Origin of the sequence: Streptomyces sp. NPDC020731 (assembly GCF_044334705.1) — a bacterium.
GTDB lineage: Bacteria > Actinomycetota > Actinomycetes > Streptomycetales > Streptomycetaceae > Streptomyces.
Genome location: NZ_JBIRTN010000016.1, coordinates 137,380 through 153,034, shown reverse-complemented (window position 1 = coordinate 153,034; position 15,655 = coordinate 137,380). Strand labels below are relative to the sequence as shown.

The 15,655-nt window shown below is 72.2% G+C and carries 18 protein-coding genes and 2 pseudogenes; 9 read left to right on the top strand and 11 right to left on the bottom strand.

Annotated features, from left to right (window positions below; all coding sequences use genetic code 11):
- Positions 1 to 58 precede the first annotated feature (58 nt).
- Positions 59 to 394, bottom strand: coding sequence for a YnfA family protein (locus tag ACH4VX_RS24655; protein ID WP_073932994.1), 336 nt, complete (start codon positions 392 to 394; stop codon positions 59 to 61).
- A gap of 103 nt (positions 395 to 497) precedes the next feature.
- Between ACH4VX_RS24655 and ACH4VX_RS24650 the strand changes: the two genes are divergently transcribed.
- The gene (locus ACH4VX_RS24650; protein WP_398370106.1) at positions 498 to 980 is read left to right on the top strand and encodes a MarR family winged helix-turn-helix transcriptional regulator; all 483 of its coding nucleotides are present in this window, start codon (positions 498 to 500) and stop codon (positions 978 to 980) included.
- Here ACH4VX_RS24650 and ACH4VX_RS24645 read toward each other — a convergent pair.
- Positions 977 to 1,378: a winged helix-turn-helix transcriptional regulator gene (locus tag ACH4VX_RS24645; RefSeq protein ID WP_398370104.1), complete on the bottom strand. Its 402-nt coding sequence runs from the start codon at positions 1,376 to 1,378 to the stop codon at positions 977 to 979. The genes ACH4VX_RS24650 and ACH4VX_RS24645 overlap by 4 nt on opposite strands.
- A 125-nt stretch (positions 1,379 to 1,503) precedes the next feature.
- On the opposite strand from ACH4VX_RS24645, the gene ACH4VX_RS24640 reads away from it, so the two are divergent.
- From ACH4VX_RS24640 to ACH4VX_RS24615, 6 genes and pseudogenes are all read left to right on the top strand, one after another.
- Positions 1,504 to 2,394 (top strand): NADP-dependent oxidoreductase, encoded by an 891-nt coding sequence (locus ACH4VX_RS24640; RefSeq protein ID WP_398370102.1) that lies wholly within the window; start codon positions 1,504 to 1,506, stop codon positions 2,392 to 2,394.
- 100 nt (positions 2,395 to 2,494) lie between these two features.
- On the top strand, positions 2,495 to 3,589 hold the full coding sequence (locus ACH4VX_RS24635) for an LLM class flavin-dependent oxidoreductase (protein WP_398370101.1): 1,095 nt from the start codon (positions 2,495 to 2,497) through the stop codon (positions 3,587 to 3,589).
- A complete protein-coding gene (locus tag ACH4VX_RS24630) occupies positions 3,586 to 4,194 on the top strand; it encodes a CE1759 family FMN reductase (RefSeq protein ID WP_398370099.1) in 609 nt (202 codons plus the stop codon). Before ACH4VX_RS24635 ends, ACH4VX_RS24630 begins: the two co-directional genes overlap by 4 nt.
- A gap of 73 nt (positions 4,195 to 4,267) precedes the next feature.
- Positions 4,268 to 4,987, top strand: coding sequence for a response regulator transcription factor (locus tag ACH4VX_RS24625; RefSeq protein ID WP_398370097.1), 720 nt, complete (start codon positions 4,268 to 4,270; stop codon positions 4,985 to 4,987).
- Complete coding sequence (locus ACH4VX_RS24620) at positions 4,988 to 6,418, top strand: ATP-binding protein (protein ID WP_398370095.1); 1,431 nt, start codon at positions 4,988 to 4,990, stop codon at positions 6,416 to 6,418.
- 88 nt (positions 6,419 to 6,506) lie between these two features.
- Positions 6,507 to 7,145: pseudogene (locus ACH4VX_RS24615) on the top strand (M20/M25/M40 family metallo-hydrolase); the annotation flags it as partial.
- 60 nt (positions 7,146 to 7,205) lie between these two features.
- Here the strand turns inward: ACH4VX_RS24615 and ACH4VX_RS24610 are convergent.
- Positions 7,206 to 8,087, bottom strand: a complete 882-nt coding sequence (locus tag ACH4VX_RS24610; protein ID WP_398370094.1) for an NAD(P)-dependent oxidoreductase — start codon at positions 8,085 to 8,087, stop codon at positions 7,206 to 7,208.
- Between the two features lie 96 nt (positions 8,088 to 8,183).
- Here ACH4VX_RS24610 and ACH4VX_RS24605 point away from each other — a divergent pair, with 96 nt between their 5' ends.
- Entirely contained in the window at positions 8,184 to 8,615 is a 432-nt protein-coding gene (locus tag ACH4VX_RS24605; RefSeq protein WP_398370092.1) for a winged helix-turn-helix transcriptional regulator, read from the top strand.
- Positions 8,616 to 8,691: 76 nt separating this feature from the next.
- Here ACH4VX_RS24605 and ACH4VX_RS24600 read toward each other — a convergent pair whose 3' ends face one another.
- The 4 genes from ACH4VX_RS24600 to ACH4VX_RS24585 all read right to left on the bottom strand — a co-directional run bounded on the left by ACH4VX_RS24600 (position 8,692) and on the right by ACH4VX_RS24585 (position 11,474).
- On the bottom strand, positions 8,692 to 9,039 hold the full coding sequence (locus ACH4VX_RS24600) for a hypothetical protein (RefSeq protein ID WP_398370090.1): 348 nt from the start codon (positions 9,037 to 9,039) through the stop codon (positions 8,692 to 8,694).
- Between the two features lie 82 nt (positions 9,040 to 9,121).
- On the bottom strand, positions 9,122 to 9,829 hold the full coding sequence (locus ACH4VX_RS24595; RefSeq protein ID WP_398370089.1) for a phosphodiesterase: 708 nt from the start codon (positions 9,827 to 9,829) through the stop codon (positions 9,122 to 9,124).
- A gap of 8 nt (positions 9,830 to 9,837) precedes the next feature.
- Entirely contained in the window at positions 9,838 to 11,013 is a 1,176-nt protein-coding gene (locus tag ACH4VX_RS24590; protein WP_398370088.1) for a zinc-dependent alcohol dehydrogenase, read from the bottom strand.
- Entirely contained in the window at positions 11,010 to 11,474 is a 465-nt protein-coding gene (locus ACH4VX_RS24585; protein WP_398370087.1) for a hypothetical protein, read from the bottom strand. The genes ACH4VX_RS24590 and ACH4VX_RS24585 overlap by 4 nt, the downstream gene beginning before the upstream one ends.
- Before the next feature lie 406 nt (positions 11,475 to 11,880).
- On the opposite strand from ACH4VX_RS24585, the gene ACH4VX_RS24580 reads away from it, so the two are divergent.
- Positions 11,881 to 12,402 carry a hypothetical protein gene (locus ACH4VX_RS24580; RefSeq protein ID WP_398370085.1) on the top strand — a complete coding sequence of 174 codons (522 nt, stop codon included), beginning with the start codon at positions 11,881 to 11,883 and terminating at the stop codon, positions 12,400 to 12,402.
- A 50-nt stretch (positions 12,403 to 12,452) separates the two neighbouring features.
- Here ACH4VX_RS24580 and ACH4VX_RS24575 read toward each other — a convergent pair whose 3' ends face one another.
- The 4 genes and pseudogenes from ACH4VX_RS24575 to ACH4VX_RS24560 all read right to left on the bottom strand — a co-directional run bounded on the left by ACH4VX_RS24575 (position 12,453) and on the right by ACH4VX_RS24560 (position 15,117).
- Positions 12,453 to 12,995, bottom strand: a complete 543-nt coding sequence (locus ACH4VX_RS24575; protein ID WP_398370084.1) for a DUF1360 domain-containing protein — start codon at positions 12,993 to 12,995, stop codon at positions 12,453 to 12,455.
- Positions 12,979 to 13,184, bottom strand: a pseudogene (locus tag ACH4VX_RS24570) ((2Fe-2S)-binding protein); the annotation flags it as partial. The pseudogene ACH4VX_RS24570 and the gene ACH4VX_RS24575, both read right to left, overlap by 17 nt.
- A 132-nt stretch (positions 13,185 to 13,316) precedes the next feature.
- Positions 13,317 to 13,907: a hemerythrin domain-containing protein gene (locus tag ACH4VX_RS24565; protein WP_398370082.1), complete on the bottom strand. Its 591-nt coding sequence runs from the start codon at positions 13,905 to 13,907 to the stop codon at positions 13,317 to 13,319.
- A gap of 10 nt (positions 13,908 to 13,917) precedes the next feature.
- Complete coding sequence (locus tag ACH4VX_RS24560; RefSeq protein ID WP_398370080.1) at positions 13,918 to 15,117, bottom strand: hypothetical protein; 1,200 nt, start codon at positions 15,115 to 15,117, stop codon at positions 13,918 to 13,920.
- Positions 15,118 to 15,655: the final 538 nt, after the last annotated feature.

Below are 15,655 nucleotides of genomic sequence, written 5' to 3'. Positions count from 1 at the left end.
TGCGCGGCCAGCATAGGCGGGGGCGGCCGGGCGGTGACGGGGCGGGCGACGGGAGCCGTCAGCCGTTGCGCGGCGCCCACATGATCACGGCCATTCCGGCGAGGCAGACCAGTGCGCCGGTGATGTCCCAGCGGTCCGGGCGGTAGCCGTCGGCGACCACGCCCCACAGGATCGAACCGGCGACGAAGATCCCGCCGTACGCGGCGAGGACGCGGCCGAAGTGGGCGTCGGGCTGGAAGGTGGCGACGAAGCCGTAGGCGCCGAGGGCGAGGACACCGCCGGCCGCCCACATCCAGCCGCGGTGTTCGCGTACGCCCTGCCAGACCAGCCAGGCACCGCCGATCTCCAGTACGGCGGCGAGGACGAACAGGGCGGCGGAGCGGAGGATCAGCATGCGTGCAGCTTCGCATCCGGGTACATCACCTGATGGACGGCGCCTGGCACGGGCCGGAGGTGGGATACATCCGCAGACGCGGAGGAGCGGAGAGGAGCTGCGCATGCCGGGGAACGCGCGGGCCGGGCTGCTGGCGGAGCTGGGGGTGGTGTCCCGGCGGTACATGGCGGCCCACGCCCTGTTCAACCAGGTGCTCGCCGACCGTCTGGGTCTGCATCCCACCGATCTGCAGTGTCTGAACCTGCTGACGCTGGAGGACGGCCCGGTGACCACGGGCCGGATCGCGGAGCTGACGGGGCTGACGACCGGCTCGGCGACGCGGCTGGTGGACCGGCTGGAGCGGGCGGGGTACGTGGTGCGGGAGCGGGACGCGGGGGACCGGCGGCTGGTGCTGGTGGCGGTGGTGCCGGAGCGGGCCGCCGAGTTCGGGCGGGTGTGGGAGCGGCTGGGTGGCGGCTGGTTCGCGCTCTTCGACGACCTGGACGACTCCGAACTCACCCTGTTCATCGACCACATGAGGCGCACGACGGACTTCAGCGCGGAGCAGGCGGCCCGGCTGCGGTCGGGGGAGGTCCCGGACGGTTAGCCGGTCTCGGTGTCGTAGTGCTCCCTGGCCCGGTGGACCTCGTCGAAGTGGTTCTCCGCCCAGTCCTTCACGGCGGTCAGGAGCAGGCTGAGGCTGGTTCCGAGCGGGGTGAGTTCGTAGTCGACGCGGACGGGTACGGACGCGGTCACCGTGCGGGTGAGGATGCCGTCGCGTTCCAGTGACCGCAGTGTCTGCGTGAGCATCTTGGGGCTGACGCCGGCGATCTTGCGGCCGAGGTCGCTGTAGCGCATGGGGCCCGCGGCGAGGGCGCTGACGATCAGGCTGACCCACTTGTCGCTGATGCGGTCCAGGAGCTGGTTGGTGGGACAGCTCCTGAGGAACGCGTCGTACTCGAAGCGTGCCTGTTCGCGCCGCTGGGCCGCCGTCGTGGTCGCCATGGCTCACCTCCGGGAGACATACGCACTCTCAGGTAACTACTTACTCCTGGATAGTAACTCTTCCTAGGGTTGTTTCCAGCCGCGGAGGAACCGCGGTGCACAGCCACCATCAGGGAGTTTCTGTCATGCGTGCTGCAGTGGTGACGTCGTTCGGTGGGCCCGAGGCCGTGCGGGTCGTGGAGGCGGAGGTGCCGGAGCCGGCCGCCCGGCAGGTGCGGATCAAGGTCGCGGCGGCGGCGCTGAACCCGGTGGACGCGGGGGTGCGGGAGGGCGTCTTCGGCGGTGCGGGCAAGGCGATCGGGCTCGGCTGGGACGTCGCGGGCACGGTCGACGCGACCGGGCCGGCGACCGCGTGGAGCGTCGGTGACGAGGTGGTCGCGCTCGACCACGGCCTGGTGAAGCCGCTGGGCACGCACGCCGAGTACGTCGTCGTCCCGGCGGACGCGGTGGCGCGGGCCCCGCGGACGGCCGACGTGGTGCACGCGGCGACGTTGCCGCTGAACGCGCTGACCGCCGCGCAGGCCCTGGACCTGCTGGCGGTGCCCGAGGGCGGGTCGCTGCTGGTGACGGGCGCGGCGGGTGCGGTGGGCGGCTACGCCGTCCAGCTCGCCGCCCACCGGGGGATCGGCGTCACCGCCCTGGCCCGGGAGGACGACGAGGAGCTGGTGCGCTCCCTCGGTGCCGCACGCTTCACGGTCGGTGTGGTGGAGGCGGGGGGCTTCGACGCCGTACTGGACGCGGCGGTGCTCGGGGAGAGGGCGCTGGCGTGGGTGCGGGACGGGGGCGCGTACGCCGGTGTCATCCCGCGGGCCGCGCCGGCGTCGGAGCGCGGGGTGCGGACGGCCGCCGTCGAGGTGGCCGCCGACGGGGCCCGGCTGGCGGAGCTGGTGCGGCTGGTGGACGAGGGCGTGCTGACGCTCCGGGTCGCGGAGGTCTTCGCGCTGGCCGACGCGGTGAAGGCGCACGCGCGCCTGGCGGAGGGCGGGGTGCGGGGGCGGCTGGTGCTGGTGCCGTAGCCGCGTGGCGGGGGTGCCGCGGGGGGAGGGGAATAGGAGGGGGTGGGGAGCCGTTCCAGGGGTATAGTTGAAGCGTAAACAACCTGGAGGGTGAGCGGCCATGCAGTTCGGGATCTTCAGCGTCGGGGATGTCACGCCCGACCCGACCACGGGGCGCACGCCGACCGAGCGCGAGCGGATCAAGGCCATGGTCGCCATCGCGCTGAAGGCCGAGGAGGTGGGCCTGGACGTGTTCGCGACCGGGGAGCACCACAACCCGCCGTTCGTGCCGTCCTCGCCGACCACCATGCTCGGCTACATCGCCGCCCGCACCGAGCGGCTGGTCCTCTCCACCTCGACCACCCTGATCACCACCAACGACCCGGTGAAGATCGCCGAGGACTTCGCGATGCTCCAGCACCTGGCCGACGGCCGGGTGGACCTGATGATGGGGCGCGGGAACACCGGTCCGGTCTACCCCTGGTTCGGGCAGGACATCCGTCAGGGCATCAACCTGGCGGTGGAGAACTACGCGCTCCTGCACCGGCTGTGGCGCGAGGACGTCGTCGACTGGGAGGGGAAGTTCCGCACCCCGCTGCAGGGCTTCACCTCCACGCCCCGCCCGCTGGACGGCGTACCGCCGTTCGTCTGGCACGGCTCGATCCGCTCGCCGGAGATCGCCGAGCAGGCCGCTTACTACGGCGACGGCTTCTTCCACAACAACATCTTCTGGCCGGCCGACCACACCAGGCGCATGGTCGAGCTGTACCGGTCCCGGTACGCCCACTACGGGCACGGCACCCCCGAGCAGGCGATCGTCGGCCTGGGCGGTCAGGTGTTCATGCGGAAGAACTCGCAGGACGCGGTGCGCGAGTTCCGGCCGTACTTCGACGTCGCGCCGGTCTACGGGCACGGGCCCTCGCTGGAGGAGTTCACCGAGCAGACCCCGCTGACCGTGGGCTCCCCGCAGCAGGTCATCGAGAAGACGCTGTCCTTCCGCGAGTACGCCGGCGACTACCAGCGCCAGCTGTTCCTGATGGACCACGCGGGCCTGCCGCTGAAGACCGTGCTGGAGCAGCTCGACCTGCTCGGCGAGGAGGTCGTGCCGGTGCTGCGCGAGGAGTTCGCCAGGAACCGCCCGGCCGACGTGCCGGACGCGCCCGTCCACAGCTCGCTGCTGGCCGGAGCCAGGGCGAAGGAAGGTGCACAGGCATGAGGCTCGTCGTCGTCTCGGCGGGGCTGGGCGTCCCGTCCTCCACCCGGCTGCTCGGCGACCGGCTGGCCGCCGCGGCCGCCGCGCAGTCACCGGCCGACGTCCAGGTGATCGAACTGCGCGACCTCGCCGTGGAGATCGCGCACACCTTCACCAACGGCTTCCCGGGCCGGGCCCTGTCCGAGGCCTTCGACACGGTGGCCGGGGCCGACGGGCTGATCGTGGTCACGCCGGTGTTCTCGGCGTCGTACAGCGGACTGTTCAAGTCGTTCTTCGACGCGCTGAGCGGCACCGACCCCGACGTCCTCGCCGGGAAGCCGGTGCTGGTCGCCGCGACCGGCGGCAGCGCCCGGCACTCGCTGGTCCTGGACCACGCCCTGCGGCCGCTCTTCTCCCACCTCAGGGCCGTCGTCGTCCCCACCGGCGTCTACGCCGCCTCGGAGGACTGGGGCGCCGAGGGACTGGACGGCCGTGTCGAGCGCGCGGCCGGGGAGCTGGCGGCGCTGGCGGCCGGGCTGTCCACCGCCCGTCCGCTGCCCCGGCGGGACTCCTTCGAGGAGGTCACCCCGTTCGAGGAGCGGCTGGCGGCGCTGCGGCCCGCCGGGTGAGATACGGGTAAGAAGCGGGCTCCGGTGCCGTCCGCCGGGGCCGGGGCCCGCCGGTGGTTGGCACACTGGGCGCGTGCCGCACACCGTTCTGCTCGCCGAAGACGACCGCGCCATCCGCAACGCGCTGGAGCGCGCCCTCACCCTGGAGGGCTACCTGGTCACGGCCGTCGCCGACGGTGTCGAGGCCCTCGCGCAGGCCCATCGCAGCCGGCCCGACGTGCTGGTCCTCGACGTGATGATGCCCGGCATCGACGGGCTCCAGGTGTGCCGGGTGCTGCGCGCCGAGGGCGACCGCACGCCGGTGCTGATGCTGACCGCGCTGGTGGAGACCGCCGACCGGATCGCGGGACTGGACGCGGGCGCCGACGACTACGTCGTCAAGCCGTTCGACGTCGAGGAGGTCTTCGCCCGGCTGCGCGCGCTGCTGCGCCGGGCGGCCCCGGTGGTGCCGGTCCCCGAGCCGGTGGAGGAGGCGGGGCCGGAGACCTCCGGCCGGTTCGTGGAGGCGGCCGGGTTGCGCATGGACCCGCAGGCGCGCCGGGCCTGGCGGGGCGGGCGGGAGCTGGAGCTGACCCGTACCGAGTTCGAGCTGCTGGAGCTGCTGATCCGCCATGCGGGCATCGTCCTGGACCACTCCACCATCTACGACCGCATCTGGGGCTACGACTTCGGCCCCGGCTCCAAGAACCTCGCCGTCTACGTCGGTTACCTGCGCCGCAAGCTCGACGAGCCCGGCGCGTCGCAGCTGATCCACACCGTGCGCGGGGTGGGTTACGTGCTGCGGGAGGGCTGAGTGTCGTACGGGCGGCCGGTTTCCCGGAGACGGCTGCGGCTGCTGTCCCTGGGGACCACCTTCGCGGTGGCGTTCGCGGCGGTCACCGCCACCGTCACCGTGCTGGTCGGGATCCTCTCGTACAACGCCGCCGCCCGCCTGGTGCGGGTGGACCAGCAGTCCGTGTTCGACGAGGTCGTGCAGGACCTGCGGGACGAGGTCCGGGAGAACCGGATGTCGCCGCACGACTTCTCCTCCGCCGCGCCCGGCCACGACCTGGTGCGGCCCGCGCGGACCGACGTACAGGTGCTCGGGCCGGACGGCCGGATCGTCGACCCGGGCAACCCGGGGCTGCCGGTGGTCGACGCCGACCGGCGGATCGCGGGCGCCGCGACCGCCGGGCGGGTGGTCGTGCACGCGGACGTAGACGTCGGCGACGACGTCTACCGGGTGGCCACCGTCGCACTGGGCGGCAGCCGGGGCGCGGTGCAGGTCGCGCAGGAGTTCAGCGACACCGAGGACCTGCTGCGGGCGCTCCAGCGGCGCACGCTGATCCTGATGGCGGCGGTGGTGGTCGGCGCCGGGCTGTTCGGCTGGTGGCTGGCCCGGCGCATCACCCGCCGCCTGGTCGTCCTCACCAACACCGCCGAGGCCGTCGCCCGCACCCGGCGGCTCGGCATCCAGGTACCCGTCGCCGGCTACGACGAGGTGGGGCGCCTCGGCCGCGCCTTCGACCGGATGCTGGGCCGGCTCGCCCAGTCCGAGGAGGACCAGCGCCGGCTGGTCCAGGACGCCGGACACGAGCTGCGCACGCCGCTCACCTCGCTGCGCACCAACATCTCCCTGCTGCGCCGCATCGACGAACTGCCGCCCGGCACCCGTGAGGAACTCGTCGCCGACCTCACCCAGGAGGCCCGCGAACTGACCGACCTCGTCAACGAGCTGGTCGACCTCGCGGCCGGGCAGTACGACACCGAGCCGCCGCAGCGGGTCGACCTCGCGGACATCGCCGAGGACGTGGCGGGGCTGGCCCGGCGCCGCACCGGGCGGGAGATCGTGGTGGGCGCGAGCGGTGACACCACGACCGACGGGCGGCCGGGGATGCTCACGCGGGCGCTGTCCAATCTGGTGGAGAACGCGGTCAAGTTCGACCGGGGCGGTCGCGCTCCCGTCGAGATCCACGTCGCGGGGCCGGCGCGTCCGGGGACGGTACGGGTGGAGGTGCGCGACCGGGGCCCCGGTATCGCCGATGACGATCTGACCCGTGTCTTCGACCGCTTCTACCGGGCCGCCGACGCGCGCTCCCTGCCGGGGTCGGGGCTCGGTCTGTCCATCGTCCGCGAGGTCGCTCTCGCTCACGGCGGGGCGCCGTACGCCTTCCCCCGCGAGGGCGGCGGGACGGTGACCGGGTTCACGGTGGGGGGCGTGGCCGGGCGGCCGGCGGACGGGTGAGCGGTGCTTGCTCTCGGCTTCGCCCAAGCGGGAGGGCGTGAGTGGGGAGGAGGTACTGGGGAGGCACGACTGTCCGCGGCCCGCGGTCCGCGTCTCCGTGCCCGGGAAAGCGGCGCACGGCAGTTCACGGGAGCAGGGGGTCAGCGCGGTCGACGCCTATCTGCCCCTGCACCGGGCGCTGGCCGCGCTGGAGACGGAGCGGAACCGGGACCCGGACCCACTGCTCGCCGAGTACCCGGTCCCGTACGCCCTGTCGGTGGGCACCGTGCGCGCCGGGGACTGGGCGAGCAGCGTGCCCGACCTGCTGGTCGCCGAGGGCCGGCTCGGCGTACGCCTCGACGAGGACCCGGCGCACGCGCGGGCCGCGCTGGAGCGGTGCGTGGCCGAGGCGTGCGCCGCCGACCCCTGGCTGCGCGACCGTCCGGCGACCGTGACCTGGCCGGGCGGGCAGTTCGCGAGCGGCCGGCTGCCCGAGGGCCACGCCCTCGCGGACGTGGCCGGTTCCGCGTACGCCGACGCGACGGGCCGCCCCCGGCCGAGGCGGCGCGGCGCCACGTACGGCAGTGACCTGCGGCACTACGCCGGCGCCGGGATACCGACGCTGCAGTACGGTCCCGGGGACATCGCGGTGGCCCACAGCGACCGCGAACACGTGTCCCTGCGCGAGACGGCGGAGGCGGCCCGGACGCTGGTCCTGACGGTGCTGCGGACGGTCGGGACGAAGTGAGGACGGCGGGGCGTCCGCCGTTCCGGGGCCGGCCACCCGTGGGCGGCGGGGGAACGCCGGTCAGCGCACGAGGAGGTCGATCACGCCCGTCAGGTCCTCCTCGCCGCTGCCCTCGGCCAGACGGCGGCGCATCAACGCGAAGTACGGGGCGAGCAGTTCCGGACTGACGCCCTGTTGCTCGGCGGTGCTCAGGAAGGTCGGTGTGCCGGCCACCTGCATGGCGAGGTTGGAGACGACCCCCTTGGTGTAGTCGCCGCTGCGCAGCTGGTCGGCGGTCTGGTGCACGGACGGGGCCATCGCGGTGAGCCAGTCGGCGAGCAGCGGGGCGAGCGACGCGGGGTCGATGTCCTCCTTGCGGATCAGGGCGAAGGCGTGCGCCGCCCCGGCGAACATCCCGTACATGGCGCTGAGCAGGGCCACGTCGTGAAGGGCGGCGAAGCCCGCGTCCGCACCGACGTAGCGCGTGCCGAGCGGTACGCGCAGCGTCTCCGCGTATTGCTCGAACAGCTCCCGTGAACCGCTGTAGAAGACGTAGCCGCCGGCCTCGGCGACGCCGACCATCGGAGGGACGGCCATGATCCCGCCGTCCAGGTAGCGGGCGCCGCGCTCGCGGGCCCACTCGGCGCGGGCCCGGGCCTCGGCCGGGGTGCCGGTGGTCAGGTTGACCAGGTCCCGGCCGGCCAGGTCGGTGCCGGCCAGCGTCTCCTCGACCGAGGCGTCGTCCAGCAGACAGACGACGACGAGCGTGTTCGCCGCGACGGCGGCTGCGGCACCGTCCGCGACTTCCGCCCCCTCGGCGGCGAGCGGCGCGGAGCGGGCCGGAGTGCGGTTCCAGACGGTGACCGGGTGGCCGGCGGCGAGCCAGGTACGGGCCAGCGCGGTACCCATCGCGCCGAGGCCCAGCAGCGTGACGGCGGTCTTCTCAACAGTGTTCTGTGCCATGCCGACTAGGCTGGGAGCAGACCCGGAAGTGATCAAGTACGCACTTCGGAGTGGGTGGTTACCCCGGGGTGAGCGAGCACGTCAAAGGGGTGGGGCATGACGACGCTGAACCGGCCGGGCGCACCGGACGGACACGTCTGCGGGATCGACACCGCGATGGAGGTGATCGGCGGCAAGTGGAAGGTGCTGATCCTCTGGGCGCTCCACGAGCACCCCCACCGCCGCTTCGGCGAGCTGCGCCGGCTCCTCCCGGGGATCACCGAGAAGGTGCTCGCCTCCCACCTGCGCGAGATGGAGGCGGACGGTGTCGTGCGCCGCGTCTCCTACGACGAGGTGCCGCCCCGCGTCGAATACTCACTGACCGGGGACGGCGAGCACCTCAACGACGCACTCCGGCCACTGGCCGCCTGGGGAAGCGAGCGGACGGCCGCCCGAGGCGCGGGGGAGCGCGCCGACCGGAGCGCGCCACCGGTCCGCGCACCCTCAGGGCGGACCGCTTCGACACCCCCGGACCGGCACCGAGGCTGATGCCCCGCCTCATGTGCGGATGAAGGACGAACAGCCGCTCAGCTCCCCCTTGCCCGGCCGGCCGGAGGACGCGGAGTCAGTCCTTGCCCATGGCCTTGCGGACGGTGTCCTTGGTGCGGTCCATGAGGGCGGCGACCGGGCCGAGGGCCATGTTCTTGGCGCCGGACTCGACTCCGGGGTGGGGGCGGGTGGGTGCCATCGCCTCGGCGGCCTTGATGGCCTTGGCCATCGCGGCCAGGTTGGCAGTGTTGGTGCTGCGGCGGATGTGGGTGAACTCGTAGCGTTCCTCGGCCCGGGCGTGCTCCTGTACGTCCTTGCGCAGCTCGCGCAGCCGAGGCATGAACGCCGGGTCGTCGGTGTCCGTCCCGTCGAGCGCCGCGAGGGTCTCCTTGGCCGCCCGTTCCTCGGCGAGGCGGTCCTTCACGACCTTTTCACCGCCGGGGATTCGGTAGACGGGTCTCCCGTCACCTGCCGGAAGCCGACACTCACCGCCGGCGCACCACCGGTCACCCGTCGCGCTCGTCACCATTCCGTCCGTGGCGGGAGCCGGCGTACGCGGCGTCGCGGAGTCGGCGCAGTCGTCCGGTGGGCCGCAGCCCGGGGAGGCAGTGGGCGTAGGGGTCGTAGGACACGGTGCTGGAGGCCGCGGCGGTGTGCGCGGCCTCCAGGGACAGCGAGGCGAAGGTGCTCCAGGGCTCGTCGGAGGCGGCGGCGCGCAGGTCGAAGCGGACGGGCCGGCAGGTGAGTTCCTGCCACAGGGTGGGCATGGTGTCTTCCGGAGCGCCGCTCGGATCGGGGACGGGGAAGGCCGCCAGCACGCGTTCGCGATCCCCCACCCGGTAGGACAGCAGGGTCGAGTATGGCCCGCTCAGGGCGTCGGGTCGCAACAGGGGCAGGTGGCGGCCGAGCCGGCCGGAGCGACTGGACGTGAACAGCAGGTCGAGCGCGCTGCCGAGCCCGTCGGCGTCCTTGACCCGGACGGCCAGACCCAGGCCGTCCGGCAGTCGCCGGGGCAGTCCGAGCGCCCGGGACCAGCGCACCGTCACCCGATAGGAGCCGGGTCGGTCCAGCCAGGGCGCACCCCACCTGGTGCCCGGGCTACCGGTGACGGTCAGCGTCCCCGTGCACAGCACCCCCTGGGGGTGCAGGGCCGGTGCCGACCGCCACCGGGCCAGGCGACGGGCGAGTCCGTGAGCGACCCGACTGATGATCATGCCGTCCTTCAGGGCTGGGGGCGGATGACGGCGCGGACGCAGCCGTCGGTCTTCTGCTTGAACATGTCGTACGCCGTGGGCGCCTGGTCGAGCGAGAGGGTGTGGGTCGCCAGGTGGGCCGTCTCGATCTCCCCGGCGGCCAACCGGTCCAGGAGCATCGGGATGTAGCGCTGCCCATGCATCTGGGCGCCGCGGACGGTGAGCCCCTTGTTGATCACGGCGCCGAGCGGAAATTTGTCGACGGCGCCGGCGAAGACGCCCAGGACGAACACGGTGCCGGCCTTGCGGCAGGCGTGGATGGCCTGGCGTACGGCGGTGGGCCGGTCGGTCTGGAGGCGGAGCTGCTGCTTGGCCTGGTCGTACAGGTGCATCGGGCCGTCGCTGTGGGCTTCCATGCCGACGGCCTCGATGCACACGTCGGGGCCGCGTCCGCCGGTGCGTTCGCGCAGTTCGGCGGCGACATCCGTGGTGGTGTAGTCGATGGTCTCCGCGCCGGCGTACCGCTCGGTCATGGCCAGCCGCTCGGGGATGCGGTCGATGGAGATGACCCGCTCGGCGCCCTTGAGGACCGCCGCCCGGGCGGCCATTTGTCCCACGGCACCGCAGCCCCAGACGGCGACCACGTCGCCGGGTTTCACCCCGGCCAGGTCGGCGCCCATCCATCCGGTGGGCACGGAGTCGGAGACGAACAGGGCGCTGGTGTCGTCGACGCCTTCGGGGACCTTGAAGGCGCCGTAGTCGGCGAAGGGAACGCGGACGTATTCGGCGTGGCTGCCGCGCAGTCCGCCCATGGCGTGGGAGTAGCCGAAGATGCCGGCGGTCTCGTAGCCGAAGAGGGCCTGTCCGATGCCGGGGTTGGTGTTGGTGTTGTCGCACAGGGACCACAGGTCATTGGCGCAGTACCAGCAGCGTCCGCAGCCGACGAACGAGCAGACGACGACCCGGTCGCCCACCTTGTGCCGGCGCACGGCGGACCCGGTCTCCACGACCTCCCCGACGAACTCGTGGCCGATCACGTCCCCGGCGCGCATCGCCGGGATGTAGCCGCCGATGAGGTGCAGGTCGGAGCCGCAGGTGGTGCCCGCGATCAGCCGCACGATGACGTCCTGGTCGTTGCGCAGGTCCGGATCGGGGACCTGCTCGACGGAGAGCTTGTTCACGCCTTCCCAGCACAGCGCCTTCACAGCACTCCCTCCCCACCGGAGCGACGGGTGAAGATTTGGACCAGTTTGCCGCCCGGCGTGGGGCGGCTCGTGGGCGGTGCGTCGGGTTGCAGCACCTCTCCCGCCTCGAGCAGGGATTTGGCGTCGCGCAGGGCACGCCGCAGTTCTTGACGCGGGTCCTGCCCGGCCAGTCGCGCGGGTACGGAGGCGGTCGCGGGGGGTACGGGCTCCTTGAATCGTGCGGCCAGTTCCGTGCCGCGGTCGCCCGGTGCCGGTCGGATCTGTACATCGATCCGCTCGGCCAAGTCGTCCAGGGGCGGGGGCGGCTTCCCTTCGGAGCCGATGTCCGCGGGCGGCCGGTTGACCGTCACGGTCAGCCAGCGCTCGCCCGCCCGCTCGTCGGCCCGGTGCGCCGGCTGGGACCGCCGCACAGCCACCGCCCCCGCGGCCGCGACCGGAACCACCCACCACAGCTTCCTCATGGAAATGCCCTCCGCTCCGGCGCACCGGCGGCCACCGTCGGTCGCCGGGTTTCCGTGGCCACCCGCATGAAACGGTGACGGTCGGTACCCGCAGGGGCTGCGGGTACCGGAGCTCTCCCGCACGGCACCCACCCGACTGAACATGCGGCCGGGGCAGCGTCGGGCTACGAGGCGCGCTACCTGGAGTTGCGACGCGCCCTGGTTCGGCGTCAGCGGTGCGGTCCGCACGTTGGCGCGATGACCAGACACCGGTGGCGCCCGACCCCGGCCTCGGACGGCCCTCCGCATGGGTTCGGCCGCCACCGTCCGGCGGCGGCTTCCGCGGCCTCCGGGACGAGCGGTGACGCGAACCGGGCCGGGGGAGCCGGGGCAGGTGAGCCGCGAAGCGTTGGGTACTCGCCGCGGCATGATGAAGCGCGCGTGGTGGCAGGGGTTGCTGGCCGGCACGGCCGGGGTGCTGGTGATGACGCTGGGCGAGAAGGCGGAGCAGCGGCTGACCGGTCGCCCCGACTCCCACGTGCCCGCCCGGACCCTGGAACGCCTGACGGGTATGCGCGAGTATCCCGGCTGCCAGCCCGTAGCGGTGAACCTGGCCATGCACGTGGGGCAGGCCGCCTTCCTCGGTGTCCTCAGGTCGGTGATGTCGCACGCCGGGCTGCGCGGGCCCTGGTCCTCGGCGAAGTTCGCCGTCGTCCGTGTCACCAGCGACCAGATCCTGGAGAACGCCACCGGTGTCGGCGCCCCGCCCCCGACCTGGCCGCGCCGCGAACTCGTCGTCGACCTGCTCCACAAGACGGTGTACGCCTTCGCCACCGGGGCCGTCGCCGACGCCCTGGCCGCCCGGTCGGGACCCGGTCCGGGGCAACGGCACGCAGCCCTGCGCCCCGGCCGTCACTCCGACGTGGGCCCCCTGCCCCGGAGGCGGTGACCGCCACACCGCGCCACCGCCCCGAAGCCCCTCAGAGCCGTACGACGGGGTCAGTCACCGGTCGTCTTCTCCACCAGCGCGCTGTAGGTCAGCTGCAACACGTCCGCGCCGGCCAGCGCGGTGAGCGCCCCCATGGCGGTACGGGTGGCGCGCGGACAGAGCAGCTGTCCGGCGGTGAGGGTCGAGGCCACCCAGACGCTCATACAGAACGGACACGTCAGCAGCTCGCCGACCGTGTCCTTGGCGCCCTCGGACCGCGCCTCCTCGTGCAGCTCGGCCGGACCCTGCGGACCCTGGAACGTGGTGAAGGGAGCCCTCAGCGGACTGGTCACCGACGCCTTGCTCAGCAGCCGGCTCAGCCGGAACGTCGCCACCGCGGTCAGCGCCACGTCCCAGGGCAGAGGCCGGTCCGGCAGCGCACGGCCGCGCAGCTTGACCACCGCCGCCCATCCCGCTGTGTACGCGCCGAAAGCCGTCATGGCGGCCAGGTAGCCGCGCAGCGGGCGGTGCTCTTCCGCCGAGTACGTGCGTTCGGTATGCCGCAGTCGTCGCCTCAGACGCTCCGCGAAACGGCCGTCAGCTGCTGTGTCCATGGTGCCTGTCCTCTTCTGCCCGCATCGTCGTCTCGTCCGCTTCCCGGTCGGCCGGTCTCTCCGTCCCGTTCTCGCGGCGCAGTCCGACCTCCATGTGTCCGTCGACGACGCGGTGTCGAAGACGGGCTGCGGCGCGGTGGCGGGACCTCGGACGTTCCAGCCGTCCGAGAGCCGGATGACGCTGTCGTGGGCGGAGGGTCCCCCCAGGGGCAGGGGGCAAACAGCCACTCCAGGGCCCTTCGCCCGGCCGCGGGCCGGGCGAAGGGCCCTGGTTCCACGCCGAGGCCGGCCGGGCGCGTGCGCCCAGTGGAGGACGCGGAGTCAGTCCTTGCCCATGGCCTTGCGGACGGTGTCCTTGGTGCGGTCCATGAGGGCGGCGACCGGGCCGAGGGCCATGTTCTTGGCGCCGGACTCGACTCCGGGGTGGGGGCGGGTGGGTGCCATCGCCTCGGCGGCCTTGATGGCCTTGGCCATCGCGGCCAGGTTGGCAGTGTTGGTGCTGCGGCGGATGTGGGTGAACTCGTAGCGTTCCTCGGCCCGGGCGTGTTCCTGTACGTCCTTGCGCAGCTTGAGCAGCTGGGGCATGAACTTCGGGTCGTCGGTGTCCATGTCGTCGAGCGCGGACAGCGTCTCCTTGGCCGCCTTCTCCTCGGCGAGGCGGTCCTTCACGACCTGTTCACCGCCGGGGAGCGCGCGCCGGGCGAAGGGGTGGACGACCTCCTCCTCGGCGGTCTCGTGCACGGCCAGCAGCCGTACCAGACGGCGGAACGCGTCGCGGCGCTCCTCACCGGTGGTGGCCTCGACCTCGTCGAAGAGGTTGCGGATGTCGCCGTGCTGACGCATCAGCAGGGCGACGACGTCGTCGTCCTTGGCCTTGTCATCCCCGGTGTGCGGGGTTTTCAGCTCGGACATCCCGGCCTCCCTACTTCTCGCGCATCGCGGGGTCGGGGTGCTCGCCCTCGGACTGGACGCGGTACTCGCGGCCGAACATCGCGTCGTGTTCGGCCATGACCCGGTCGCTCGGGGGTGCTTCGCCGCCGTGGATGGCCTCCTGCATCTGCTCGAACCGCTCGTGCGCCTCACGCACGTAGCCGGCACCCAGCGTGGTCAGGTCCATCTGGGTGTCCAGCAGCTCGCGCAGGTAGCCCTTGTTCGGCTCGAAGGTGAGCACGTCGGGCAGCTCGGGGGCCAGTACCGAGGCGGGGTCGCGGCCGTCGTGCCGGCGCATCAGGTCGCAGGCGGCGTGCAGGTGCTCCAGCTCCATGTTCAGGTGCAGCTCCCAGATCGCCTTCACCCTGGGGTCGCTCTCCTGCTCCATGAAGGAGTGGTACAGGTAGCACTCGTTGTACTCGTGGTTGACCAGCTGCTCCCACCACGTCTCACCGGGGTCCACGAGGGACTCGTAGTGGGTGACGTGCTCCTCCTCGATCAGCCCGATCTCCTGGTAGAGCTGGCGGGCGATCGGCTCCATGTAGGTGGGGCCGGTGTTCATGTAGAAGTTCATGGTCTGCTGCTCGGCCGACATGATCGTCAGGGCGTGCAGCTTCGACAGCGGATCCGTCTCGTCCTTGGCGTAGGGGTCGCGGACGTTGTCGACCGGGTTGCGGTGGTGGAACCTCGTGGGCCGGCCGGGCATGACCTCGGTCAGGTTGTCGACGATCGACTCGGCCTTGCGGTGCTCGATCATCTCGTACAGGTTCGCGTACCGGTACAGGTGGTCGAAGTCCTCCAGCACACCGAACTGGTACGCCTGCTTCAGGTACGGGTCCGGCTCCATCCGCGCCACCCACGCCGTCAGGTCCACCGCGACCTGCTCGTAGGCGATCGTCGTCTCCAGCACCGACGACACCCCGGGCAGCAGCCAGTTCACGACCTTCTGCTGCTGCGCCTCGATGTACCGCACCCGTGCCAGCTGCCGCTTGATCTCCGGGTCCACGGTGTGGCGGGCGAGCTGGTGGCTGAACAGGATCGCCTCCACCTCGATCCCGTTCATCGTGATGATCCGGCAGCGGGTGTACGGGTCGCAGTGGTCCGGGTCGATCGGGTCCACGTTCAGCTCACGCCAGCTGCGCAGCTGGCGGTCCAGCGGGATACCCCGCTGTTCCAAGGGATTGAAGGTCATGGGGCGTGCCTCCTGAGGACGAGGGGGGATCCGCGCGCCGCCGGGGTACCCCGTTTCAAACGACGAGCACAGACATGGTCCTCAGTCTGTTCACGAGGGGCGCTTTCCAGCCACCACTCACACCCGCAGGCCGAATGGTTCCCCCTGGTGGCTCAACCGGGCGGGCGGATGCCGTGATCCTCGGCGAAGCGTGTCCGCGCCTCACCTGACGACGCGGCGGTCAACGACAGACGACGGCGTCCCGCTCGCGGCGCAGGGCGCATTGGTGCCCCCAGCGAAACCCATGTGCCCTGGCTGCCTGACGGCCCCTCCCGGCACATGACAAAGGCGGGACCCGAAAGCCCCGCCTGCACCCAACGAAACCCCAGCTCAGGGCCACACCAGGCAATAAGGCTGATGCCCCGCCTCATGCAGCCGATGGCTGAAGTCCTGCCACTCGTGCAGCGATTGGCGGCAGCCTCCCCCTGACCTGGAGTTACTCGGGTGAACGTGCGTTGACCAGGGGAAAATCCTCTCCGTAGTTCTCACTGGTCTACGC